Raw genomic sequence first — 24,972 nt, forward strand, 5'->3', positions numbered from 1 at the left:
GGGATCGCCCTTCCCCCGGCGGGCCGCCATGACGACAGGAGTACCGATGCGCATCCGTACCGCGGGTGTGGTCGCCGTCCTCGGCCTGGCGCTCGCCGCCTCCGGCTGTGGTGGCGACAGCAACGACGAGCCGGCCGCGAACGAGTCCAGCAAGGCCGCCACCGGCGGCAAGCTGGTGATCTGGGCCGACGACAAGCGCGCCGCCGCCCTCAAGCCGTTCGGCGAGAAGTTCGGCAAGGAGAACGGCGTCACGGTCGAGGTCCAGGCCGTCTCCAAGGACCTCCAGACCAACTTCGTCACCGCCTCCCAGCAGGGCAGCGGCCCGGACGTCGTCGTCGGCGCGCACGACTGGATCGGCAACCTGGTGCAGAACGGCGCCATCGACCCGGTCCAGCTCGCCGCCGAGCAGAAGAGCGCCTTCAACGAGACCGCCGTCAAGGCCGTCACGTTCAACGGCCAGCTCTACGGCGTGCCCTACGCCATGGAGAACCTGGCGCTGATCCGCAACACCGAGCTGGCCCCCGAGGCGCCGAAGACCATCGAAGAGCTGGTCGCCACCGGCAAGAAGCTCAAGGCCGAGAAGAAGGCCAGCGAGATCCTCTGCCTCCAGTCCGGCCAGAACGGCGACGCGTACCACATCTACCCGCTCTACACCTCGGCCGGCGGCTACCTCTTCGGCACCGCCGCCAACGGCGACTACGACCCGAAGGACCTGGGCGTGGGCAAGCCGGAGTCGATCGCGGCGTTCCAGAAGATCGCCAAGCTGGGTGAGAAGGGCGAGGGTGCGCTGAAGCGCTCCATCACCGGCGAGAACTCCATCGCCACCTTCACCGGCAAGAAGTGCGCCTTCCTGGTCTCCGGCCCGTGGGCCATCGCCGACGCCAAGAAGGCAAACATCAAGTACGACATCTCCCCGGTCCCCGGCTTCGCCGGCGGCAAGGAGGCCCAGCCGTTCGTGGGCGTCCAGTCCTTCTACGTCGCGGCCAAGGGGCAGAACAAGGCCCTGGCGCAGGAGTTCGTCGCGAACCACGTGACCACCCCGGACCTCGCCATGGCGCTCTACAACGCCGAGCCGCGTCCCCCGGCGCTGACCGCCGCGCTCGACCAGGTCAAGGGCAGCGACCCGGACCTGGCCAAGTTCCAGGAGGCCGGCAAGAACGGCCAGGTGCTCCCGGCGATCCCGGCCATGGCCGCGATCTGGGACCCGTTCGGCAAGGCGGAGGCCGCCATCATCGGCGGCGCCGACCCGGCCAAGACGATCACCGCCGCCGGTAAGACGATCGCCGGCCAGATCAAGTAATGAGCACGCCGTCGTCCGGCCCGGGGACTGCCACGCAGCCCCCGGGCCGGGGGCCCGTACGGTCCGGGCCCCCGCGCAAGTCCCGTACCGCGCGGAACCACGCGCCGATCACCCTGACCGGCCTGCTGGTCAAGGTGGTCCTGCTCGGCCTCGTGGCCGGGATCGCGGTCTGGGCGGCCTTCCCGCTCATCGAGGCCGAACTCTGGGTCGGGTTGGCGGTCCTGCTGGCGACCACCGCCGGCCTCTTCTACCTCTACCTGACGCCCCGGCACATCCCCGTCAAGTACCTGATCCCGGGCACGCTCTTCCTGGTGGCGTTCCAGATCATTCCGGTGCTCTACACCGCGAGCACCGCCTTCACGAACTTCGGCGACGGCCACCGGGGCAGCAAGGACGACGCCATCGTCGCCATCCAGAGCGGCTCGGTGACGCAGGTCCCCGGCTCGGTCCAGTACCCGCTGACCGTCGCCACGAAGGGCGACCCGGCCACCGGCGCGCTGGTCTTCCTGGTCACCGACCCGCAGACGAACACCGTCTCCGTCGGCGACACCGGGGGCCTGCGCCCGCTCGACGCCGGCAGCGTCACCGTCGCGCCGGGTGGCAAGGTCACCGCCGCCGACGGCTACCAGATCCTCAACTTCGGCGAGGCCAGCAATCGGAGCAAGGACATCACCGACCTGGTGGTGCCGACCTCCGGGGGCGCGCTGCGCTCGTCCGGCCTGTCGCGCGCCTACGAGGGCAAGGCGGTCCGGGCGTACGACGCGGGCTGCGACTGCATCCGCGACAGCGAGACCGGTAAGACCTGGACCGCCGACGGGAAGGTCGGCTCCTTCGTCGCCGCGGACGGCGAGACGCTGGCCCAGGGTTGGCAGGTCAACGTCGGGCTGCGCAACTTCGCCGACGTGCTCACCGACCCGGCCATCTCCGGCCCGTTCTTCGGCACGCTGATCTGGAACTTCGCCTTCGCGCTCGGTTCCACCGGCTTCACGTTCCTGCTCGGCATGGGCATCGCGCTGGCGCTGCACTCGCCCCGGATGCGGGGCACGAACTTCTACCGGGTGCTGCTGATCCTGCCCTACGCCATGCCGTCCTTCGCGATGCTGCTGGTCTGGCGGGACATGTTCAACACCGACTTCGGCCTGATCAACAACCTGTTCGGGCTCGGGGTGGACTGGTTCGGCGAGACCTGGTCGGCCCGGCTCGCGGTGCTGCTGGTGCAGCTCTGGCTCGGCTACCCGTACATGTTCCTGGTGACGACCGGCGCGTTGCAGGCCATCCCACGCGAGCTGACCGAGGCCACCTCGGTCGACGGGGCGTCGCCGTTCCAGTCGTTCCGCGCGGTGACCATGCCGCTGCTACTGGTGGCGATCTCGCCGCTGCTGATCGCGTCCTTCGCGTACAACTTCAACAACTTCAACGCGATCCAGTTCGTCACCGAGGGCGGACCGTTCCCGGCGGACAACCCGACGGCCGGCGCCACCGACCTGCTGATCACCTACACCTACCGGCTGGCCTTCGGCGCCCAGGGCGCCGAGTACGGACTGGCCGCCGCTGTCTCGATCTTCATCTTCGCGATCGTGGCGACGGTGTCGGCGATCAGCTTCTCCCGGACCCGCAAGCAGGAGGAGGTGTACTCGTGAGCACCCGCACCGAAGCGCCTGTCGCCAACCGCAACGCGACCGGACGGCGGAACCGCTGGTTCGCCCAGGTGGGATGGCGGCACCTGGTCGGCATCCTGGCGGTGGCGTTCAGCCTCTTCCCGATCCTGTTCGTCGTCTCGGCGGCGCTCAACCCGCTCGGCACGCTCTCCTCCACGGAGCTGGTGCCGACCGGTGCCTCGCTGGAGAACTTCACCAACCTCTTCGAGCGGACCGCCTTCGGCCGCTGGTTCCTCAACTCACTGCTCCTGGCGGGGGTGGCGAGCTTCGCGTCGATCTTCCTGTCGGCGCTGGCGGCGTACGCCTTCTCCAGGATGCGCTTCGCCGGCCGCCGCGTCGGGCTGCTCTCCCTGCTGCTGATCCAGATGTTCCCGCAGTTCCTGGCGATCGTGGCGATCTTCCTGATCTTCACGAAGGTCACCGAACTGTGGCCGGTGATCGGCTTCAACACCCCGTGGGGTCTCTTCCTGCTCTACATGGGTGCCGCCCTCGGCGCGAACACCTGGCTGATGAAGGGCTTCTTCGACACGCTGCCGAAGGAGCTGGACGAGTCCGCCACCATGGACGGCGCCTCGCACGCCCAGGTCTTCTTCCGGATCATGCTGCCGCTGGTGGCGCCGATCCTGGCGGTGACCGGTCTGCTCGCCTTCATCGGTTCGATCAACGAGTTCGTGATCGCCAACGTGTTCCTCACGAACACCAACTCGAAGACCCTCGCGGTCGGCATGTTCGGGCTGGTGGCCGGCGAACGCAACAACAACTTCGGGATCTTCGCGGCGGGCACCCTGCTCACCGCCATCCCGACGGTGCTGGTGTTCCAACTCCTCCAGCGCTACATCGTCAACGGCCTCACGGCCGGGGCGGTCAAAGGCTGAGCCTCCTCGGCTCACCGCTGCGGCAAGGGCGTCGGCGTCCGACGTACACCGGAGCAGTCACGGATCGACCGCCGCGGTCGGGGAACCGACCGCGGCGGGAGACCCATTTCTCTCCCCGTCCGACCGACGCGAAAGGCGCCACCATGTCCCTGTTGCCGCACCACGACGGCTCCGCCCTGTACGTCCCCGAGCAGGAGCCCGCCCTCGGCGACGTCGTCGACGTCTTCGTCCGGGTACCGGCCGGCGCCGACGTCCGGCAGGTGCACGTGCGCACCACCGGCGACGGCGAGCCCCGGTTCACCGAGGCGGTCGTCGACCGCACCGACGGCGCCGACGTCTGGTGGCGGGTGCCCGTCGAGGCCCGCAACCCGGTCAGCAACTACCGGTTCATGCTCACTGGCAGCCGCGGCAGCCGCTGGCTGAACGCCGCCGGCGTGGTGGGCCACGACGTGCCCGACAACGGCGACTTCAAGCTGGTCACCCATGCCGCGCCGCCCGCCTGGGCCCGCGACGCGGTGATCTACCAGATCTTCCCGGACCGGTTCGCCCGCTCCGCCGCCGCCGAGGGCCGCGAGGTGCCGGACTGGGCGATCCCGTGCGACTGGGACACCCCGGTGATCGGGCGCGGGCCCGAGACGCCCCGGCAGTTCTACGGCGGCGACCTGGACGGCGTCGCCGAGCGGCTGGACCACCTGGACCGCCTCGGCGTGAACACCGTCTACCTGACCCCGGTCTTCCCGGCCCGCTCCAACCACCGCTACGACGCGGCCAGCTTCGACACCGTCGACCCGCTGCTCGGCGGGGACGCCGCCCTGGCCCGCCTCGCCGACGCCGTACGCGCCCGGGGCTGGCGGTTGCTCGGCGACATCACCAGCAACCACACCGGCGACGCGCACGAGTGGTTCACCAGGGCCGCCTCCGACGTGTCCGCGCCAGAGCGGGAGCTGTACTACTTCGACGAGGTCACCGGCGACTACGAGTCCTGGAACGGGGTCAAGTCGCTGCCCAAGCTGAACTGGGGCAGCGCCGAACTGCGCCGGCGCTTCGCCACCGCCGACGACTCGCTGCTGCGCCGCTGGCTGCGCCCCCCGTACGGGCTGGACGGCTGGCGGGTGGACGTGGCGAACATGACCGGGCGGCGGGGCGCGGACGCGTACACGCACGAGGTGGCGGCGCTGCTGCGCGAGGTGGTCGCCCGGACCCGGGCCGACGCCCTGCTGATGGCCGAGCACGGCCACGACCACACCGGCGACCTCGACCGGAACGGCTGGCACGGCACGATGAACTACGTCGGCTTCACCGACCCGGTCTGGTCCTGGCTGCGGCACGGCGACCAGCCCGTACCGAACTTCCTCGGCACCCCGGGCGGGGTGGTGCGCCGGGACGCGGACGCGGTGCTCGCCACCATGGACGCCTACCGCTCGCTGGTCTCCTGGCGGTCGTACACCCACTCGTGGCAGCTGCTCGGGTCGCACGACTCCGCCCGGATCCGCACGGTGGTCGGCGACGCCGCGCGGCAGGAGGTGGCCGCCGGCCTGCTCGCCACGATGCCCGGCACTCCGATGATCTTCGCGGGCGACGAGTTGGGCCTGACCGGCAGCAACGGCGAGGGCTCACGTACGCCGATGCCGTGGCACCGGCCGGAGAGCTGGGACGCCGCGACGTTCGCCGCGTACCGCGCCCTGGTCGCGCTGCGCCGCGCGGAGCCCGCGCTGCGCCACGGCGGCCTGCGCTGGCTGCGCGCCGACGCGGACGCCCTGGTCTTCCTGCGCGAGGCCCCGACCGGCACGGTGCTGGTGCTGGCCCGCCGCGCCGCCGGCCAGCCGTTGCGCCTGACCGGGCTGGGTCCGGCCGAGAACCTGTACGGCGGCGCCCCCGCCCTGCGCCCCGACGCAGACGGCGCGGTCACCCTCCCGGCGGACGGCCCCACCTTCCAGGCATGGCGGCTGCCCTGACCCCTACCGCCCGGCTACTACAATCCGTCGTTGATGGGGGAGGATGGTGGGCGTGGAAGCTCTGAGACTGATACTTCGCTACGTCCATTTGATCGGTTTCGCCCTGCTGCTCGGCGGCGCGATCGTCCAGTACATCAGCGGGAAGCTGCGGATCAACCCGGCCATGCTCTGGGGGTCCGTGATCATGCTGGCGACCGGGATCGGCCTCTCGGCGCCGCTGCGTGACGGCGACGAGCCGGCCCCCGCGAAACTTGTTACCAAGTTGGTGCTCGCCATACTGATCTTTGTCATGGTCTTCTTTTCCCGGAAGCGCGACGTGGTCAACCGTGGGCACTTCCTGGCAATCGTCGGGTTGACCCTGGTCAACGCGGCGGTGGCCGTCTTCTGGCGGTAACGTCACCGGCAGGGGACGACGCGCAGAACCGGACGTTCCGCGACGCCCCGCCGCGCACTCACCAGCACTGAGAGTGATCTGCCCCACCTAAGGGTTACGTAGGGGTAACAGGCGCTCAACAGTCGTGCACGATTGTCGGCCGGTGGGTGGGCGCGGGCGTACGCTCCCGTCCGTAACGTGGGACGCCGGCGGCGCAGCGCAGGCCGGCTCAAAGGGCTGCCACCGTGCAGGACGCGGTGTGCAATGGGAAGGAGACGTCTTGCGCTCTGTGCGTGGGATGCGGATTGCCTCCGTCTTCGCGATGGGTGGGCTCGTGCTGAGTGCCGCCGCGTGTGGCGAGGCTCCCGAAGAGAACAACAACGCCGGCAGTGGCGACAAGAAGTACAGCGCCTGCATGGTGACCGACGTCGGTGGCATCGACGACAAGTCGTTCAACACCTCCGCCTGGAAGGGTCTGGAGGAGGCCAAGAAGGCCAACGACAAGATCGACATCAAGTACGTCGCGTCGAAGGCCGAGGCGGACTACGAGGTCAACCTGACCCAGTACGTCAACCAGAAGTGCGACTTCATCCTGGCCGTCGGCGGCCTGATGGGTGACGCCACCTCCAAGATCGCCAAGGCGAACCCGAACCAGCAGTTCGGCATCGTCGACGCGAAGGTCCCGGAGACCAACGTCTTCCCGATGCAGTTCGACACCGCCCAGGCCGGCTTCCTCGCCGGTTACCTGGCCGCCGGCATGACCAAGAGCGGCACGGTGGGCACCTACGGCGGCCTGCCGATCCCGCCGGTCACCATCTTCATGGACGGCTACGCCGACGGCGTCGCGCACTACAACAAGACCAAGAGCAAGAGCGTGAAGGTCGTCGGCTGGGACAAGGCCACCCAGAAGGGCTCCTTCACCAACGACTTCGTCAAGCAGGACGAGGGCAAGAAGGTCAGCGACGCGCTGGTCGCCCAGGGCGCCGACATCGTCATGCCGGTCGCCGGCGGCGCGGGCCTCGGCACCACCGGCGCCGCGAAGGCGTCGGGCGGCAAGTACAACACCATCTGGGTGGACGTCGACGGCTGCGAGAGCACCCAGGACTGCGCGGCGATCATCACCACCGTCGAGAAGAACATCCCGGACGCCGTCAAGGAGGCCGTCGTCAAGGCCGCCGGCGGCGAGAAGCTGTCGGCCACCCCGGGCTACCTCGGCAACCTGTCGAACAACGGCGTCGGGCTCGCCCCGTACCACGAGTTCGACGGCAAGGTCCCGGCCGAGCTGAAGGCCGAGGTCGACAAGCTGAAGGCGGACATCGCCGCCGGCACCGTCACCGTCACCTCCGCGGCCCAGCCGAAGTGAGGCTAAGCCGGCCGCCCGTGGTGAGACGATCACCCAGGTAGGCCGGCGGGCGGTACAGCACGACGATCCGGCCGCCCCGGCGTCGTGGGGGAATCCACCCCACGGCGCCGGGGCGGCCGATCCGCTCCAACCCGACGACGGCCCCGCGCCGCGAGCGGTCCACCGGCAGCTACGCTGCACCATCGCTTCGCACTCCAGGAGGTTGCGCTGAGACTCGAACTGCGCGGCATCACCAAGCGGTTCGGTGATCTGGTCGCCAACGATCACATCGACCTGACGGTGGAGCCTGGAGAGATCCACGCCCTGCTCGGCGAGAACGGCGCCGGCAAGTCGACCCTGATGAACGTGCTCTACGGGCTCTACCAGCCCGACGAGGGCGAGATCCTGGTCGACGGCGCGCCGCTGAAGCTGCGGGGGCCGTCGGACGCGATCGGTGCCGGGATCGGCATGGTGCACCAGCACTTCATGCTGGTGCCCGTCTTCACCGTCACCGAGAACATCATGCTCGGCGCCGAACAGGTCCGGGGCGGCATCGCCGGCTTCCTGGACCGGCGGCGGGCCCGGCGCGAGGTCGCCGAGGTCTCCGAGCGGTACAACCTGAGGGTCGACCCGGACGCGGTGATCGAGGACCTGCCGGTCGGCATCCAGCAGCGGGTGGAGATCGTCAAGGCGCTCACCCGCGACGTCGACCTGCTCATCCTCGACGAGCCGACGGCCGTGCTCACGCCGCAGGAGACCGAGGAACTGCTCACCGTGATGCGGTCGCTCAAGGCCGCCGGCAAGTCGATCGTCTTCATCACCCACAAGCTTGGCGAGGTCAAGGCCATCGCCGACCGGATCACCGTGATCCGGCGGGGGAAGACCGTCGGCACCGCCTCCCCCGAGGCGAGCCGCGACGAGCTGGCCGCGCTGATGGTCGGCCGCAGCGTCCGGCTCACCGTGGACAAGGAGACCGCCACCCCCGGCAAGCCGGTCCTGGAGGTCTCCGGCCTGGTCGTCGACGACGACCGGCAGATCCGGGCGGTCGACGGGGTCGACCTGACCGTACGCGCGGGCGAGGTGCTCGGGATCGCGGGCGTGCAGGGCAACGGCCAGACCGAGCTGATCGAGGCGATCATGGGGCTGCGCCCGACGCTCGCCGGCACGGTCACCCTCGACGGGCAGCGGGTCAACGGCTGGTCGACCAAGAAGGTGCTGCGCGCCGGCGTCGGCTACGTGCCGGAGGACCGCAGCGTCGACGGCGTCGTCAAGGAGTTCTCCGTCGCGGAGAACCTGGTGCTCGACATCTACGACCGGCCGCCCTTCGGCAGGGGCCTGGCGCTCAAGCCGGACGCCATCGCCAAGTCGGCGAAGGAGCGGATCGCGCAGTTCGACGTGCGCACCTCCTCGGCCGACGCCCCCGTCGGCACCCTCTCCGGCGGCAACCAGCAGAAGGTGATCGTGGCCCGGGAGCTGTCCCGGCCGCTGAAGCTCTTCATCGCCGCCCAGCCGACCCGCGGCGTCGACGTCGGGTCGATCGAGTTCATCCACAGCCAGGTCATCCGGGAACGGGACGTCGGCACCGCCGTCATGGTGGTCTCCAGCGAGCTCGACGAGGTGATCGGCCTGGCCGACCGGATCGCGGTCATGTACCGCGGCCGGATCATCGGCATCGTCGGCCCGGACACCCCCCGCGAGGAGATCGGCCTGCTGATGGCCGGCATCACCCCCGACGCGGCGCCCGCCGCCGCGACCGGCACGACCCCGGCCGACGGCGGTGCGGCGGCCCCCGCCGCCGAGGGCCCTGGTAGCAAGGACGAGGCATGACGAACCCGAACCCCGAGTCGGGCTCCCCGGGCACCCCGAACCCCCCGTCGGGCTCCCCGGACAAGGAGCCGGCGACCGAGGCGCAGGCCGCGCAGACCGCGCTCGGCAACACCGAGCGCGCCGGTACGGCCACCTCCCCGAAGGCCCCGGCCCCGGAGGCGAAGCCCTCGCTGGGCCGGCTGTTCCTGGACAACCTCTGGGCGGCGAACACCTTCACGGTGACCCTGCTGTCGCTGGTGCTGGCGATGGTCGTCGGCGCGATCCTGATGATCGTGTCCGACCCCGAGGTGCTCGCCACCTACAGCTACATCACGGCCCGGCCGGCCGACGCGCTCAACGCGAGCTGGACGCTGGTCAGCGAGGCGTACGGCAACCTGTTCAAGGGCGCGATCTTCGACCCGGACGCGGTCGGCTTCCAGGCGGTGATGAGCCCGATCTCGGAGACGCTGACCTACACCGCGCCGCTGGTCTTCACCGGCCTGTCGGTGGCGCTGGCCTTCCGGGGCGGCCTGTTCAACATCGGCGCCCAGGGCCAGGCCACCATGGGCGTGATCCTGGCCGCGCTGGCGGGCTTCCTGCTGCCGCTGCCGCCCGGCCTGCACCTGCTCGTCGCGGTGCTCGCCGGCGCGCTCGGCGGGGCGATCTGGGGCTTCATCCCGGGCATCCTCAAGGCGCGCACCGGCGCCCACGAGGTGATCAACACGATCATGCTCAACTACGTCGCCACGTACTTCCTGACCTGGATCATCGTGCAGAACGGCGTCCAGGACCCGAACCGTACGGACGCGATCAGCAAGCCGGTCGACGGCTCGGCCCAGCTGCCCCGGCTGCTCGGCGACGGGCTGCGGGTGCACGCCGGCATCATCCTGGCGGTGCTGGCCACCTGGGCGGTCTGGTGGCTGCTCAACCGGTCCACGCTCGGCTTCGAGCTGCGCGCCGTCGGCGCCAACCCCGACGCCGCGCGGACCGCCGGCATCAGCGTCACCCGGACGTACGTCCTGATCATGGTCTTCGCCGGGATCCTGGCCGGCCTCGGCGGCTCCAACATGGTGCTCGGCTCCACCGCCAGCGCGCTGACCCCGCTGGTGGTCGCCCAGATCGGCTTCGACGGCATCCTGGTGGCGCTGCTCGGCCGCGTGAAGCCGTGGGGCGTCGCGCTGGCCGCGCTGCTCTTCGGCGCGCTCCAGGCCGGCGGCAACCGGATGCAGTCCTACTCGGGGATCTCGCTGGAGCTGGTCACCGTGCTCCAGGCGCTGATCGTCATCTTCATCGCCGCGCCGGCCCTGGTGAAGGCGATCTTCCAGCTCCGGGCCGCCCGCGCCGCCCGGTTGCAGACGAGCCTGGCGAAGGGCTGGTAACTCATGTCCACCATGGCTGTCGAAGACGTCGCGGTCGCCCCCGTCGACCAGGGCTTCTGGACCCGTACCCGCAAGGTCGGCGCCGTGCTGCTCGCCCTCGGCCTGCTGGCGACGGTGCTGTTCGGGGCGCTCGCCACCGGCGAGCAGGCCCGGTTCACCCTCAGCGAGGACGCCGCCGGCGCCGCGCTCGAGATCCACGGCACCCTCGGCGCGATCCTCTTCGGCCTCGTCGCGGTCGCCGCCGGCGTCGCCATGCTGGCCGGGCTGCCGAAGCGCTGGTTCACCCTCGTGCTCGGCGTCGGCCTGGTCGGCTTCGTGCTGTCGTTCCTCTGCTGGCAGGTCTCCGACGCGCCGGCCGGGCAGAACTTCATGCCGCTGGTCAACATCCTCCGGGGCACCTTCATCCTGGCCCTGCCGCTGGTCTTCGGCGCCCTGGCCGGCGTGCTCTGCGAGCGCTCCGGCGTGGTCAACGTGGCCATCGAGGGGCAGTTGCTGATGGGCGCCTTCAGCGGCGCGCTCTTCGGCAGCCTTTCCGGCAACGTCTGGGTCGGCCTGGTCGCGGCGGCGATCGGCGGCGCCTTCATCTCGCTGCTGCTGGCCGTCTTCTCGATCCGCTACCTGGTCGACCAGGTGGTCATGGGCATCGTGCTCAACCTGCTCGCGGTCGGCGTCACCGGCTTCCTCTACGAGCGGCTGATGCAGACCAACGCGCAGAAGTACAACAGCGCTCCCCGGTTCAGCAACTGGGAGATCCCGCTGCTGTCGGACATCCCGCTGCTCGGCCCGGCGCTGTTCCGGGGCAACATCTTCCTCTACCTCGGCCTGCTGCTGGTGCTGGTCATCCACATCGCGCTGTTCCGCACCCGGTGGGGCCTGCGCACCCGCTCGGTCGGCGAGCACCCCACCGCCGCCGACACCCTGGGCGTCAAGGTGCTCGGGCTGCGCTACCGCAACGTGCTGCTCGCCGGGGTGGTCGCCGGCATCGGCGGCGCGTCCTACACGCTGGCGCTCTACTCGTTCACCAAGAACATGATCGGCGGCAAGGGCTTCATCGCCCTGGCCGCGCTGATCTTCGGCCGGTGGAGCCCGACGGGGGCGCTGCTCGCGGCGCTCTTCTTCGGCTTCGCCGACCAGCTCGCCACCTACCTGGGCGCCATCAACAGCGTGATCCCGAACCAGTTCCTGGCCATGCTGCCCTACCTGGCGACGATCCTGGCGGTGGCCGGGCTCGTCGGTCGGGTCCGGGCGCCGGCCGCCGACGGCAAGCCGTACATCAAGGGCTGACGGGGGAGTACCACATGGAGATCGACTGGGAGCGGCTGCGGGCCGCCGCCACCGAGGTGATGCGGCACGCGTACGTGCCGTACTCGAAGTTCCCGGTCGGGGCGGCCGCGCTTGTCGACGACGGCCGGGTGGTGGTCGGCTGCAACGTGGAGAACGCCGCGTACGGCGTGGTGCTCTGCGCCGAGTGCGGCGTGGTCTCCTCGCTGCACGCCACCGGCGGCGGCCGGATCGTGGCCCTGTCCTGCGTCGACGCGACCGGCGAGCCGCTGATGCCGTGCGGCCGGTGCCGCCAGCTGCTCTGGGAGCAGGGCGGCCCGGAGTGCCTCATCGAGGCGAGGGGCGGCCCGCTGCGGATGGCCGAGCTGCTGCCGCACGCCTTCGACGTGACCGACCTGGAGGCCGTGACGGGGGAGGCCCCGGTGCCGGTGGTGCCGGAGCGGCTGGCCGCCTGGCGCGGGCGCGGCACGGTCTTCGTGCACCCCGATCTCTCCGCCGGTCAGCAGGTCTGGACCGCCTACTGGGAGCGGTCCGCGGGCGACGACGACGGCGCCGAGACCGGCGTGCTGGAGGAGGGCCCGAGCTGGGACGAGCCGGCGGAGGCGATCACCTGGGGCCTCGCCCGTACGCCCCGGGTGGTGGTCGTGGACGCCTCGGGGGCGATCTTCTGGGCCGGCGAGGGTGAGCCGCCGATGGAGATCCCGGTTCGCTGGGGTTGAGCTTTTGGGGCTCGGGCCGACCGTGCCCGGCTCCGGGCGGTCAGGCTTGATCCCTCCGCCGGGCACGGTCGGCCCGAGCCCTCGGTGGTCGCGGTCCGCGTGCCGGTATCTGCATACGACTAGGAAGATCTTTTGTGATGAGTGCTTTCACGGCGGTTGACGTCATCCGGGTCAAGCGGGACGGGGGGGTGCTCTCCGACGCGCAGATCGACTGGGTGGTGGACGCGTACACCCGGGGGGTGGTCGCCGACGAGCAGATGTCGGCGCTGGCCATGGCGATCCTGCTGCGCGGCATGACCGGGCCGGAGATCGCCCGGTGGACCGCCGCGATGATCGCCAGCGGGGAGCGGCTCGACCTCTCCGCCGTCGACCGGCCGACCGTCGACAAGCACTCCACCGGCGGCGTCGGTGACAAGATCACCCTGCCGCTCACCCCGCTGGTCGCCGCGTGCGGCGCCGCCGTGCCGCAGCTCAGCGGCCGGGGCCTCGGGCACACCGGCGGCACGCTGGACAAGCTGGAATCGATCCCGGGCTGGCGGGCGGCGCTGGGCAACGACGAGTTCACCGCCCAGCTCCGGGACGTCGGCGCGGCGATCTGCGCGGCCGGCGCGGGGCTCGCGCCCGCCGACCGCAAGCTGTACGCGCTGCGCGACGTGACCGGGACCGTCGAGGCCATTCCGCTGATCGCCAGCTCGATCATGAGCAAGAAGATCGCGGAGGGCACCGGCGCGCTGGTGCTCGACGTGAAGGTCGGCTCGGGCGCGTTCATGAAGTCCGTCGAGCAGGCCCGCGAGCTGGCCCGGACGATGGTCGAGCTCGGCGGCGCGCACGGCGTACGGACCGTCGCCCTGCTCACCGACATGTCCACCCCGCTGGGCCTGGCCATCGGCAACGCCGTCGAGGTGACCGAGTCCGTCGAGGTGCTCGCCGGGGGCGGTCCCGCCGACGTTGTCGAGCTGACCCTGGCGCTGGCCCGCGAGATGCTCGACGCGGCCGGGCTGCCGGACGCCGACCCGGCCGCGGCTCTGCGCGACGGTCGGGCGATGGACTCCTGGCGGGCGATGATCCGCGCCCAGGGCGGCGACCCGGACGCCCCGATGCCGACCGCGAACGAGGTCGAGGTGGTCCGCGCGGACGCGGACGGCTTCGTCGCGGCGATCGACGCGTACGACATGGGGGTGGCGGCCTGGCGGCTCGGCGCCGGACGGGCCCGCAAGGAGGACCCGGTCAGCGTGCCGGCGGGGGTCGTGCTGCACCGGCGTCCGGGCGACCCGGTGCGGGCGGGCGACGTCCTCTTCGAACTGCGGGCGGAGGACGCCGCCCGGATCCCGGCGGCCCGGGACGACGCCGCGCGGGCGGTACGGATCGCGCCGACCGCACCCGCCGCGACGCCGCTGGTCATCGAGCGGATCGGCTGAGCGCGGCGGTCCCCGGGGCGGCATGGTGCCGGCCCGCTCGGACCGCTATCCTCCCTGGCCAGGGGGACAACCGGCGCCGAGTCGTCGCGAGCAGACAGGAATTTTTCGCCGTGACCGTACCTGCCCCCGATCCACGGGAGGTGCGTGAGGCGAGCCTGGACGAGCTGTCCCGGCTGGGCCTCCCGCTGCCGCCCGCCCAGTTCCCACTCGTGTGGGAGCCCGGCGACCAGATCGAGCTCCGCCCCACCGTGGAGATCGAGGCCCGCATCGCGGTGCTGCACCTGATCCTGGCCCGCTGCTTCGGGATGCCGCCGCAGTCGGCGATGAGCTGGCTGCTCGCCTCGCACCTGGTCGAGATGGTCACGCCGCCGGAGTTCCAGTTCGTGACCGGAGGCAAGGGCGACCACCGGTCGTTCGTGCTGCACCACGACGCACTCTTCGCGCTGGCCTGGGTGCTCGGCCTGACCAAGCAGCTCGACCCGACGCTGCCGGTCGACGAGCGGCTGGTGGAGCGGATGCCGCACATCCACGACGGGGAGACCTTCGGCCACTGGCGGGCCCGGATCCTCACCGCCCCGCAGCACCCCGCCGACGCGGCCGCCCTGCTGGACCTGCACTACTGCCTGGACTGGGCCTACCTGGAGACGGAACGGGCCGGCCGTACGCCGCCGGGGCTGGTGGACGCGAACGCCATCGGCCAGCGCCGGTGGGCCCTGGAGTGGGCGGTGATGCTGCGCGGGCCGTACCACGACGAGCCCCCCGGCTGGGAAGAGGTCGACCTCTCCACCTGACGCGGGCCTTCCTTACACCCGAGTCGGGTGCCAGGTGGTCAGGCGTACCGCGACCGTCACCCGGACCGGCTCGGCGAGGGCGGCGACCCGGGTGGCGAGCCCGGCCGGGTCGGTGTGCCAGGCGCTGGGGCCCATCCCGACCAGCGTCGCGACCTCCGGGCCGGTCAGCGCCAGCTCCCGCCGGTGCAGGGTGGACGCCCCCGGGGTGAAGTGCCCGCCCAGGCTCTCGGCGACCCGGTCCGCCTTGGCCGGGTCCACCCGCAGCAGGCCGAGGGCGCCGACCAGTTCGGTGAGGTGGTCCTCGGCCGGCGTGACCACCAGCAGCGCGCCGGCCGGGTCGAGGACCCGGTGGAACTCCGCGCCGTTGCGTGGCGCGAAGACGTTCAGCAGCACGGCCGTGCCGGCGTCGGCCAGGGGGAGTCGCTGCCAGGTGTCGGCGAGCGCCGCCGCCGCGCGCGGGTGCGCCCGGGCGGCCCGGCGCAGCGCCGGCTTCGACACGTCCAGGGCGAGACCCGCCGCGTCCGGCAGCGCCGCCAGCACCGCCGCGAGGTGCCGGCCCGTCCCCGCCCCGGCGTCCACCACCAGGGGGTACGCCCCGTCGGCGCGCGCCTCGGCGACGTGCCGTACGGCCTGGGTCGCGGCGGCGGCGAGGGCGGCCGAGATGGGGTCGTAGTGGCCGGCCGCGAGGAAGTCGGCGCGGGCGGCCACCATCTCGGCGGTGTCCCCGGCGTGCGGGGCGCGGCCGGCGAGCAGGTTGACGTAGCCCTGGCGGGCCATGTCGAAGCTGTGCCGGCGCGGGCAGCGCAGCGCGCGGGTGCCGCCGGTGGCGACCTCGGTCAGCGGCTCGGCGCAGACCGGGCAGCGGAGCCGGTCCACGATGCGGTGGTCCACCGGCTCATTCTCCGGGTCGGGTGAGGTGGTCGACCACCCGGTGGGTGAGCGCGTCCAGCGCGGCGACCTCGTCGGGGCTCAGCAGGTCGATGAGGTGCCGACGGACGGCCGCCACGTGGCCGGGGGCGGCTGCCTCGATGGCGCGCCGGCCCTCGGCGGTGAGTACGACGACGGCGCCGCGCCCGTCCGAGGCGCACTCCTCGCGGGTGACGAGGCCGCGCTGCTGCATGCGGGTGAGGTGGTGGGAGAGCCGGCTGCGCGACCAGAGCATCCGGTCGGCCAGCTCGCTGAGCCGCAGCCGCTGGTCGGGTGTCTCCGAGAGGTCGGAGAGCACGTCGTAGTCGGGCTCGGAGAGCCCGGCGTCGCGCATCAGCTCGCGGGCCAGCTCCAGGTCGAGCAGGCGGCGCATCCGCCGGTAGCCCCGCCAGGCGCTCTGTTCGCGCTCGTCCAGCCAGCGTGGTTGTGCCATGCCGACCATCCTAGCCATCTGGTTGACATGTCATCAACCTGCCTCCTAAGGTGAGTGACATGTCAACCAGATTGCCGGGCCGGCTGGCCCGCCTGCTGAGCGGCCTCGTGCTGTTCGGCGTCAGCGTGGCCGTGATGGTCCGCGCCGACCTGGGCCTCGCCTCCTGGGACGTGCTGCACCAGGGCCTCGCCGCGCGGACCGGGCTCCCCCTCGGGCAGGTGGTGAACCTGGTCGCTCTCGCCGTGCTGCTGCTCTGGATCCCGCTCCGGCAGCGCCCCGGCGTCGGCACCGTCGCGAACGCGGTGGTGGTCGGCGTCGCGGCCGACGTCGCGCTCGCCGTCCTGCCGCCCGTGGCCCCGGTCGCCGGCCGGGCGGGCCTGCTGGTCGTCGGCATCCTGCTCAACGGGCTCGCCACGGCCCTCTACCTCGGGGCCCGCCTCGGTCCTGGGCCGCGCGACGGCCTGATGACCGGGCTGGCCGCCCGCGGCCTGCCGATCGGGCGGGTCCGCACGGCCATCGAGCTCGGCGTGCTCGCCCTCGGCTGGGCGCTCGGCGGCACCGTCGGCCCCGGGACCCTCCTCTTCGCCGTCAGCATCGGCCCGCTGGCGGAGCACCTCATCCCGAGGTTCACCGTGCCGGCCCCGGGCCGGCCCGTCACCACAGGAGCGACCTCGCCATGCCCCGCCTGACCGTCATCGTCGCCAGCACCCGGCCCGGCCGCGTGGGCCGCCGGATCGGCGACTGGTTCACCACCCTCGCCGCCGCGTACGACGCCTTCGACGACGTCCGCCTCGTCGACCTCGCCGAGGTGGGCCTGCCCTTCCACGACGAGCCGCACCACCCCTCCGAGGGCCGCTACCTGCACGGGCACACCCGGGAGTGGAGCGCCACCGTCGCCGCCTCCGACGCCTTCGTCTTCGTCATGCCGGAGTACAACTACGGCTTCAGCGCGCCGTTGAAGAACGCGATCGACCACCTCTACACGGAGTGGCAGTACAAGCCGGTCGGCTTCGTCAGCTACGGCATGACCTCCGGCGGCCTGCGCGCGGTCCAGATGATCAAGCAGGTCGTGACCACCCTCAAGATGATGCCGGCCAACGAGGCGGTGACCGTGTTCCTGCGGCAGGCGCTCGACGACACGGGGGAGCTCGTGCCGGACCCGGGGCGCGACGTCGCCGCCACGGCGATGCTCGACGAGTTGGCCCGGCTCACCGCCGCCCTCGCCCCGCTGCGGGTGACGGCGTGACCGCCCGGCTGTGGGAGCTGTTCGGTGAGCGCGGCCGGGGCGTGCTGGTGACCCTGCGCCGCGACGGCCGGCCCCAGCTGTCCAACCTCGACTTCCTCGCCGAGCCCGGCCTGATCCGCTGCTCCACCACGGACGGCCGGGCCAAGGTGCGCAACCTGCGCCGCGACCCGCGGGCCAGCCTGCACGTCACCACCGCCGACGGCGGGGCCTACGCGGTCGCGGAGGGCGTGGTCACGCTCACCCCGCCCGCGGCGGGGCCCGGTGACGCCACGGTCGAGGAGCTGGTCGAGGTCTACCGGCGCATCCGCGGCGAGCACCCCGACTGGGCGGACTACCGGGCGGCGATGGTCGCCGACGGCCGGCTGGTGCTCCGGCTCGCCGTCGACCGGGTGTACGGCTGGCGTCCCTGACCGGATCCCGGCCGGTCCCGTCGGCCGCTTCCCGTGCGGCCGACTAGGGTCTGAGCATGGTCGCGACAATCCGTTACGAGGACATCGTCAAGGTCCCGAAGGCGCTGCTGCACGATCACCTCGACGGCGGCCTGCGGCCGGCGACGATCGTCGAACTGGCCGCCGAGGTGGGGCACGAACTGCCCACCACCGACCCCGAGGCGCTCGGCCGTTGGTTCGTCGAGGCGGCCGACTCCGGCTCCCTGGAGCGCTACCTCGAGACGTTCGCGCACACCGTCGCCGTCATGCAGACCGCGTCGGCGCTGCGCCGGGTGGCCCGGGAGTGCGCCCAGGACCTGGCCGCCGACGGGGTGGTCTACGCCGAGGTGCGGTTCGCCCCCGAGCAGCACCTGGAGCGGGACCTCACCCTGGACGAGGTGGTCGAGGCGGTGCTGGCCGGCTTCGTCGAGGGCACCGCCGTCGCCGCCGAAGCCGGCCAGTCGATCCGGGTCGGCACGCTGCTCACCGCGATGCGGCACGCCGCCCGGTCGCAGGAGATCGCCGAGCTGGCCGTCCGGCACCGGGACGCCGGGGTGGTCGGCTTCGACATCGCCGGCGCCGAGGCGGGCTTCCCGCCCACCCGGCACCTGGACGCCTTCGAGTACCTCCAGCGGGAGAACTTCCACTTCACCATCCACGCCGGCGAGGCGTTCGGCCTGCCGTCGATCTGGCAGGCGATCCAGTGGTGCGGGGCGGACCGGCTCGGCCACGGCGTGCGGATCGTGGACGACATCACGCCCGGCCCGGAGCCGGTGCTCGGCCGGCTGGCCGCGTACGTGCGGGACAAGCGGATCCCGCTGGAGCTGTGCCCGTCCTCGAACGTGCAGACCGGCGCCGCCCCCTCGATCGCCGAGCACCCGATCGGGCTGCTGCGGGACCTGCGGTTCCGGGCGACGGTGAACACCGACAACCGGCTGATGAGCGGCACGTCGATGTCCCGGGAGATGGCCCTGCTGGTGGACGCCTTCGGCTACGGCTGGAAGGAGCTCCAGTGGTTCACCATCAACGCCATGAAGAGCGCCTTCATCCCGTTCGACGAGCGGCTGAAGATCATCGACGAGGTGATCAAGCCCGCGTACGGCAAGCTGCTGGGCTGACCACGGCGGGCCGCCGCGTTCGGGCGGCCCGGTCAGGTGCGGTGCGGGTGGCCGGCGAGCAGGCCGGCCACCGCGCGCAGCACCTCGCCCGCCCGGGCCGCCTCGGCGCCCAGGCCGGTCTGCCGCCGCAGCACCGCCGGCTCGGCGCGCAGCAGCGCCAGGCCGCGGCGCACCAGCACCCCGGGCGCCTTGCGCTGCTCGGCGAGGTCGCGCGCCAGCCGGCGGACGAAGGTCGCCCCCCGGGGGCGCCGTAGGGCATAAGCCCCGGCCAGGACCCCTCTCCGGCGGCACTCCTCGACGATCTCGGCCGCGAAGATCCCTTCGGCCACGAAAAGTGGCGAACCGGCGACCTCGAATGGCCGGGTGGACACCCGACGGTCCGCACCGATCGCATAAACCGGCACATCGGCCTTGCCCTCCCTGGCCAGTCGGGCAATCGTCTCCACGGCCGCCGCAGCGTCCCAGGAGCGGGGGGACTCCCAATCCACCAGGCCGTTTCGTCGCGGCAACGTAGGGTCGTCACCGTCCTTGTAGAAGTCGTCCAGGCAGAGCACCGGAAGGCCGGTTCGCTGCGCTATGTACGACTTTCCGGACCCGGAAGGACCGGCGAGCAGGACAACGCGATGAGGCTGCTTCATTACTTTCAGTGACTCCGGCCAGACGGATTGCTATCAAATTGCATCAACATCTCATCACACCGCTGGCTGCGGCCAACCTGGGCTTTCTCTTTGGCAGGTAGCGTGATGGAATCTCGGATGGTCCGGCCCGCAGGGTCGGCCGCTGGTCCTTGTCCAGGGGCAATGCGGATCCAGAAATCGCGAGGGCGGTGACGTGAGCAAACGGCCAAAGCCGGCGGGCTCCTTCCTGTCGCGTCTGCGCCGGCCGGCCGGTCGGTTCCGCGACATGCCGATCTGGTCCAAGCTCGGCCTCATCATGATCGTGCCGACCATCGCCACGGTGGTCGTGGGCACCAGCGGTCTGGTCGATCACCTGGAGACCCTCAACAACGCCAACCGGGCCGGCGACCTGGCCAACCTCGTCGGTTACTCGGGCGACCTGGTCGACACCCTGCAGAACGAGCGGACCAACGCGCTGCGCCTGCTGGGCGTGCCGCGCGGCCAGGACAACGCCCGTTACAAGCAGGCGTACGAGCAGGCCAACGTCACCGTGGACAAGGCCAAGGGGCGGTACTCCCAGCAGCGGGCCGAGGTCGAGGACCTCCCGGCCAACCTCGACGGCCTGCTGGGCGAGATCGACCAGACCCTGACAGACCTGCCCGGCACCCGCAGCCAGGTCTTCAACGGCAAGCTCGGGCTCGTCCCGGCCATGCAGGCCTACGACGGCCTGATCGACGACCTGATCAGCATCCGCGACTCGGCCACCCAACTCGCCGGCGACAACGAGCTCAGCGACAAGATGCGCGCGTCGACCGCCACCGCCCGGAACAAGGAGTTCCTCTCCCGCCGCCGAGACGTGGTGCACCGGGCGTTCATCCAGCAGCGGCTCACCCCGAACCTGCGCAACGAGTACATCGCCACCAGCACCGGCTCCAGCCAGTGGCTGCAGAGCTTCCAGGTGGTGGCCAGCCAGCCCGAGCAGGAGTACTACGCCCAGGTGGTCGCCGGCCCCGACCTGCGCGAGGCGAACACCTACAACAGTTGGCTCAACGGCATCACCACCGCCGACACCCTGACCGGCGCCCCGTTCGACGCCGACCAGTGGGACGCGGCGATGGTGGCCAACGCCAAGCTGATCCGTACGGTCGAGGCGAAGATCGACCGCGAGGTCGTCGCGGGCGCCGAGAACCTCCGCTCCGACGTGCAGCGCCAGGTGTTCCTGGAGACCGGCCTGCTGCTCAGCATGCTGCTCCTGGCGATCCTCTTCGCCTACCTGGTCGCCCGCTCGATGGCGCGCTCCCTGCGCGACCTGCGCCAGGGCGCCCTCTCCATCGCCCAGTACGGCCTGCCCCAGGCCGTCGCCCGCCTGCGCGACCCCAAGGTGACCGGTCAGCTCTCCCCGGTGCAGCTCGCCAACCAGATCGCCGAGCCGCTGCCGGTGCGCAGCAAGGACGAGTTCGGCCAGGTGACCGAGGCGTTCAACGCGGTCCACCTGGAGGCCGTCCGCACCGCCGCCGAGCAGGCCGCGCTGCGCGCGTCCGTCGCGACGATGTTCGTCAACCTGGCCCGCCGCTCGCAGATCCTGGTCGACCGCCTGATCGGTCACCTCGACCGGCTGGAGCGCGGCGAGGAGGACCCGGACCGGCTGGCCGAGCTGTTCCAGCTCGACCACCTGGCGACCCGGATGCGCCGTAACGACGAGAACCTCCTGGTGCTCGCCGGGGCCGACTCCACCCGCGTGCAGCGGCAGCCGGCCGCGCTGATCGACGTGCTCCGGGCGGCCCAGTCCGAGGTCGAGCACTACACCCGGATCGAGTTCGGGGTGATCGACCGGGACATCGAGGTCGCGGCGCACGCCGTCAACGACCTGGTCCACCTGGTCGCCGAGCTGTTCGACAACGCCACCGCCTTCTCGCCGCCGGACTCGCACGTCATGGTGGAGGCCCGGCGCGTCGGCGACCGCGCGTCGCTCTACGTGGAGGACCGGGGTATCGGGATCAGCCCCGACCAGCTCCACGACCTCAACGAGCGGCTCGCCACGCCGCCGCAGGTCGACGTGGCCGTCTCGCGGATGATGGGCCTGGTCGTGGTCGCCCGGCTGGCGTCCCGGCACGGCGTCAAGGTCGAGCTGCGTCCGGGCACCGACCGGGGGACCGTCGCCGAGGTGGTCATGCCGACCTCGGTGCTCGTGCCCCGGGCGCTCTCCGGCCGCCCGCAGTCGTCGCCCGCGCTGCCGGCGCCCGGCCCGCAGTCGCACGGCCCGGCCCCCGCCTTCGGCGCGCTGCCGGCGCTCGGCAACGGCCCGGCCAACCCGATGCCCACGCAGCGCCCCGGCGAGTCCGGCAACCAGGTCACCCTGGGCGGCCGGCCGTTCGACCCGGCGCCGCGCAACGGGGCCGGCGCACCGGCCTCGGCCGGCTCGACGCGGTCCATGCCGGCCTGGTCGGACCTGACCGGCGCCAGCGGCTTCAACGGCGGCGAGGCCTTCCGGCCGCGCACGTCGAACGGCGAGTCGATCGACCCGCTGCCGCAGCGGCGGTCGGCCGACGACCAGGACGCCACGGGTCAGCAGCAGGCCGTCCCGCGGCAGTTGCCGAGCAGCCCCGAGGCCCGGCCGTACTCCGTCCCGCCGGTCTCCGCGCCGCCCGTGCCCTACGCGGGCCCGCCGGTGTCGACCCCGCCGGTTCCCTACTCCGCGCCGCCGGTGTCCGGCCCGCCGGTCTCCGGCATGCCGGTCTCGGCGTCGCCTGTCTCCGGCCACCCGTACTCCGGCCCGCCGGTCTCGGCCGCGCCGTACTCCGGCCCGCCGTACTCGCCGCCGTCGACCGGCCCGCTGCCGCAGCGCCCGGCCCCCGGCACGCCGGGTCCGAGCACGCCGGCGCCGCCGGCCTGGCCGCCGGTCGCCGGTGCGGACCGGGACGTGGCGACCCCGCCGGTGCCCGAGCGGCTGGCCGCCGCGCTGGACATGACGACCGAACTGCCGCGCGTGCCGCGCTCCGGCGCGCCGACCCCGGCGGCCCAGGCCCCCGCGCCGGCGGAGCGGTCGGCCCCGGCCGTCCCGCAGGCGCGGCCGACCACGCCGCCGGCCCAGACCCCGCAGCGGTACGCGGACGAGACGATGGAGCTGCCGATCTTCCGGGAGCTCGAGTCGGCCTGGTTCCGTACCCGCCGCCCGGGGCCGGAGGAGGCGGCGCCGGCCGCCGAGAAGACGCCGACCAACGGTGCACCGACCCAGCAGTTCGCCCGGGTCGACGCCGGCGGTCGGGCCGTGCAGCCGACACCACCCGGGACGACAGGTAACGCACCGATGGCAGACACTCCGGCGGCCGGAGGAGCGCCGCGCGAGAACGGACCGACGGCCAACGGGGGTGCCCGCCCCGGCGTCGCCGACAGCTTCGGTCACCGCCGGTCCTCGCAACAGACCGGTGGTTGGCAGACCGCGGCCGACGACGGGTGGCGTGCCGCCTCGGCGGCGACCGAGGTGCCCGTCGCGGCGACCACCTCGACCGGTCTACCCAAGCGCACCCCGATGGCGCAGCTGGTGCCCGGCGCGGTGGAGAAGCCCACCACCTCGGTGCAGCGGCGTACGCCGGAGGGTGTCCGAGGCCTGCTTTCGGCCTACCATCGGGGCGTGCAGCGGGGGCGTACGAACCCGTCGGACAGCAACCCGACCAGCCCGGAGGTGACTCCGGGAGGGCAGCAATCCTCGCAGTCTGGCTCAGGCCCGATGGCCGGGAGCGGGCAGAAGGAGCAAGAACGATGACAACTACGCAGGATCTCGGTTGGCTGCTGGCCAACTTCGCCGACCGGGTACCCGGTGTCGCGCACGCGGTCGCCGTCTCCGCGGACGGACTGCTCCTCGCGTCGTCACGGGATCTCCCGCGGGACCGGGCCGATCAGCTGGCCGCGATCGCGTCCGGCCTGGTCAGCCTCACCCAGGGCGCGGCCCGCTGCTTCGAGGGAGGCGCGGTGCTGCAGACAGTGGTGGAGATGGACAATGGCTTCCTGTTCCTGATGTCCATCTCGGACGGATCGTCGTTCGCGGTGCTCGCCGCCCGCAGCAGCGACGTGGGACAGGTGGGCTACGAGATGGCCCTGCTGGTCGACCGGGTGGGCGACGCGTTGACCCCGCAGCCACGCGCGGCTGCGGGAATGCTGGGCTGACGACCCGTTGACCCGTGAGGTCGGCGGGGTGACAACGACAACGACGACGGCTCCATCCGGAGCCGGTGCCGGGTGCGAGGGAGGTGAGCGGCGACATGGCCGATCGTGACGAACCGACCGGAGCGTTGGTCCGTCCATACGCCGTTACCCGTGGTCGTACCCGCCCCCGCCTCGACATCGCGTTGGAGGCGCTCGTCGAGACGACGGTGCGCGGCCGCGCCGCTGCCAATGGCAACGGCGCTCAGGGCCGCGAGCACCAGTACATCGCTGCGCTGTGTGATGGACGTGTGCAGTCGCTCGCCGAGATCGCGGCGCGGATGCAGCTCCCGCTCGGTGTGGCCCGGGTGCTCATCGCCGACATGGCGACGGACGGCCTGGTCGCGGTCCACGAGCCGACCATTCTGGACGACTCGGACGACGCGGTGGGCACTGAACTGCTGGAGAGGGTGCTGAGTGGACTTCGCAGGCTCTGACATGTCGCACCGCCCGCCGACCCCGAGTGGGCGCGTGACGTCGGCGAAGATCGTTATCGCCGGTGGATTCGGCGTCGGCAAGACGACGCTGGTCGGCTCGGTCTCGGAGATCACGCCGCTGACGACCGAGGCCATCATGACCTCCGCCGGCGTGGGCGTCGACGACACCCGGCAGGTGCCGGGCAAGACGACGACCACGGTGGCGATGGACTTCGGCCGCATCTCGATCGACCGTGACCTGATCCTGTACCTGTTCGGTACGCCGGGGCAGACCCGGTTCTGGTTCATGTGGGACGAGTTGGTCCGGGGTGCGATCGGCGCGGTCGTGCTGGTGGACACCCGCCGGCTGGCCGACTGCTTCGCGGCGATCGACTTCTTCGAGCACCGGCGGCTGCCGTACCTGGTGGCCATCAACTGCTTCGACGGGATGCAGTACCACGACCCGCAGGACGTCCGGGACGCGCTCGCGATTCCCGGCGACGTGCCGGTGGTGGCCTGCGACGCCCGTAACCGGGAGTCGACGAAGCACGTGCTGATCTCGCTTGTCGAGTACGTGCTGACCATGCGGCGCTCGCGCGCCGTGGCGCCGGCCTGATCGCCGCGACGCGCCCGGTGACGGCCTCGGCCGCCACCGGGCGCTCGTCGCTGCCCGCGCCCAGGTGGCGCGTG

General features: G+C 71.9%; 23 protein-coding genes. 20 read left to right on the top strand and 3 right to left on the bottom strand.

What is annotated here, in order from left to right:
• Window positions 1-46: 46 nt before the first annotated feature.
• From AC0OO9_RS18415 to AC0OO9_RS18470, 12 genes are all read left to right on the top strand, one after another.
• Window positions 47-1,300, top strand: coding sequence for a sugar ABC transporter substrate-binding protein (locus AC0OO9_RS18415; protein WP_311413720.1), 1,254 nt, complete (start codon window positions 47-49; stop codon window positions 1,298-1,300).
• A complete protein-coding gene (locus AC0OO9_RS18420) occupies window positions 1,300-2,940 on the top strand; it encodes an ABC transporter permease subunit (RefSeq protein WP_484511291.1) in 1,641 nt (546 codons plus the stop codon). Before AC0OO9_RS18415 ends, AC0OO9_RS18420 begins: the two co-directional genes overlap by 1 nt.
• Window positions 2,937-3,833 carry a sugar ABC transporter permease gene (locus AC0OO9_RS18425; protein ID WP_132231468.1) on the top strand — a complete coding sequence of 299 codons (897 nt, stop codon included), beginning with the start codon at window positions 2,937-2,939 and terminating at the stop codon, window positions 3,831-3,833. The genes AC0OO9_RS18420 and AC0OO9_RS18425 overlap by 4 nt, the downstream gene beginning before the upstream one ends.
• Window positions 3,834-3,976: 143 nt before the next feature.
• Window positions 3,977-5,788, top strand: coding sequence for a glycoside hydrolase family 13 protein (locus AC0OO9_RS18430; RefSeq protein ID WP_484511292.1), 1,812 nt, complete (start codon window positions 3,977-3,979; stop codon window positions 5,786-5,788).
• A 52-nt stretch (window positions 5,789-5,840) separates the two neighbouring features.
• On the top strand, window positions 5,841-6,182 hold the full coding sequence (locus AC0OO9_RS18435) for a hypothetical protein (protein WP_132231464.1): 342 nt from the start codon (window positions 5,841-5,843) through the stop codon (window positions 6,180-6,182).
• Between the two features lie 277 nt (window positions 6,183-6,459).
• A complete protein-coding gene (locus AC0OO9_RS18440; RefSeq protein ID WP_484511293.1) occupies window positions 6,460-7,524 on the top strand; it encodes a BMP family lipoprotein in 1,065 nt (354 codons plus the stop codon).
• A gap of 267 nt (window positions 7,525-7,791) precedes the next feature.
• A complete protein-coding gene (locus tag AC0OO9_RS18445; protein WP_311413753.1) occupies window positions 7,792-9,330 on the top strand; it encodes an ABC transporter ATP-binding protein in 1,539 nt (512 codons plus the stop codon).
• Window positions 9,327-10,688, top strand: a complete 1,362-nt coding sequence (locus AC0OO9_RS18450; RefSeq protein WP_484511294.1) for an ABC transporter permease — start codon at window positions 9,327-9,329, stop codon at window positions 10,686-10,688. Before AC0OO9_RS18445 ends, AC0OO9_RS18450 begins: the two co-directional genes overlap by 4 nt.
• Before the next feature lie 3 nt (window positions 10,689-10,691).
• On the top strand, window positions 10,692-11,972 hold the full coding sequence (locus AC0OO9_RS18455; protein WP_421457199.1) for an ABC transporter permease: 1,281 nt from the start codon (window positions 10,692-10,694) through the stop codon (window positions 11,970-11,972).
• A 14-nt stretch (window positions 11,973-11,986) separates the two neighbouring features.
• Window positions 11,987-12,688 carry a cytidine deaminase gene (locus AC0OO9_RS18460; protein ID WP_311413725.1) on the top strand — a complete coding sequence of 234 codons (702 nt, stop codon included), beginning with the start codon at window positions 11,987-11,989 and terminating at the stop codon, window positions 12,686-12,688.
• Window positions 12,689-12,825: 137 nt separating this feature from the next.
• Complete coding sequence (locus tag AC0OO9_RS18465; RefSeq protein WP_484511295.1) at window positions 12,826-14,106, top strand: thymidine phosphorylase; 1,281 nt, start codon at window positions 12,826-12,828, stop codon at window positions 14,104-14,106.
• Between the two features lie 110 nt (window positions 14,107-14,216).
• Window positions 14,217-14,897 carry a DUF4272 domain-containing protein gene (locus AC0OO9_RS18470; RefSeq protein ID WP_132231450.1) on the top strand — a complete coding sequence of 227 codons (681 nt, stop codon included), beginning with the start codon at window positions 14,217-14,219 and terminating at the stop codon, window positions 14,895-14,897.
• A gap of 12 nt (window positions 14,898-14,909) precedes the next feature.
• On the opposite strand, the gene AC0OO9_RS18475 is transcribed toward AC0OO9_RS18470, so the two are convergent.
• Window positions 14,910-15,788, bottom strand: a complete 879-nt coding sequence (locus AC0OO9_RS18475) for a putative RNA methyltransferase (RefSeq protein WP_484511296.1) — start codon at window positions 15,786-15,788, stop codon at window positions 14,910-14,912.
• 4 nt (window positions 15,789-15,792) lie between these two features.
• Entirely contained in the window at window positions 15,793-16,257 is a 465-nt protein-coding gene (locus AC0OO9_RS18480; protein ID WP_484511297.1) for a MarR family winged helix-turn-helix transcriptional regulator, read from the bottom strand.
• A 59-nt stretch (window positions 16,258-16,316) separates the two neighbouring features.
• On the opposite strand from AC0OO9_RS18480, the gene yczE reads away from it, so the two are divergent.
• From yczE to AC0OO9_RS18500, 4 genes are read left to right on the top strand one after another with little or no spacing between them, the layout of a single operon-like run.
• Window positions 16,317-16,946 (top strand): membrane protein YczE, encoded by a 630-nt coding sequence (gene yczE, locus AC0OO9_RS18485; RefSeq protein WP_484511298.1) that lies wholly within the window; start codon window positions 16,317-16,319, stop codon window positions 16,944-16,946.
• The gene (locus AC0OO9_RS18490) at window positions 16,934-17,503 is read left to right on the top strand and encodes an NADPH-dependent FMN reductase (protein WP_484511299.1); all 570 of its coding nucleotides are present in this window, start codon (window positions 16,934-16,936) and stop codon (window positions 17,501-17,503) included. Before yczE ends, AC0OO9_RS18490 begins: the two co-directional genes overlap by 13 nt.
• Entirely contained in the window at window positions 17,500-17,913 is a 414-nt protein-coding gene (locus tag AC0OO9_RS18495; protein ID WP_484511300.1) for a PPOX class F420-dependent oxidoreductase, read from the top strand. Before AC0OO9_RS18490 ends, AC0OO9_RS18495 begins: the two co-directional genes overlap by 4 nt.
• A gap of 56 nt (window positions 17,914-17,969) precedes the next feature.
• Window positions 17,970-19,049: an adenosine deaminase gene (locus AC0OO9_RS18500; RefSeq protein WP_484511301.1), complete on the top strand. Its 1,080-nt coding sequence runs from the start codon at window positions 17,970-17,972 to the stop codon at window positions 19,047-19,049.
• 32 nt (window positions 19,050-19,081) lie between these two features.
• Here the strand turns inward: AC0OO9_RS18500 and AC0OO9_RS18505 are convergent, their stop codons facing one another.
• Window positions 19,082-19,420, bottom strand: a complete 339-nt coding sequence (locus tag AC0OO9_RS18505; protein WP_311413734.1) for a hypothetical protein — start codon at window positions 19,418-19,420, stop codon at window positions 19,082-19,084.
• 460 nt (window positions 19,421-19,880) lie between these two features.
• On the opposite strand from AC0OO9_RS18505, the gene AC0OO9_RS18510 reads away from it, so the two are divergent.
• The 4 genes from AC0OO9_RS18510 (at window position 19,881) to AC0OO9_RS18525 (ending at window position 24,898) form a co-directional block, all read left to right on the top strand.
• Window positions 19,881-23,429: a sensor histidine kinase gene (locus AC0OO9_RS18510; RefSeq protein ID WP_484511302.1), complete on the top strand. Its 3,549-nt coding sequence runs from the start codon at window positions 19,881-19,883 to the stop codon at window positions 23,427-23,429.
• On the top strand, window positions 23,426-23,830 hold the full coding sequence (locus AC0OO9_RS18515) for a roadblock/LC7 domain-containing protein (protein ID WP_007455462.1): 405 nt from the start codon (window positions 23,426-23,428) through the stop codon (window positions 23,828-23,830). Before AC0OO9_RS18510 ends, AC0OO9_RS18515 begins: the two co-directional genes overlap by 4 nt.
• Window positions 23,831-23,925: 95 nt before the next feature.
• A complete protein-coding gene (locus AC0OO9_RS18520) occupies window positions 23,926-24,303 on the top strand; it encodes a DUF742 domain-containing protein (RefSeq protein WP_132232372.1) in 378 nt (125 codons plus the stop codon).
• Between the two features lies 1 nt (window position 24,304).
• The gene (locus AC0OO9_RS18525) at window positions 24,305-24,898 is read left to right on the top strand and encodes a GTP-binding protein (protein WP_132231432.1); all 594 of its coding nucleotides are present in this window, start codon (window positions 24,305-24,307) and stop codon (window positions 24,896-24,898) included.
• Window positions 24,899-24,972: the final 74 nt, after the last annotated feature.

This window comes from Micromonospora sp. USAFONa4 (assembly GCF_057197825.1).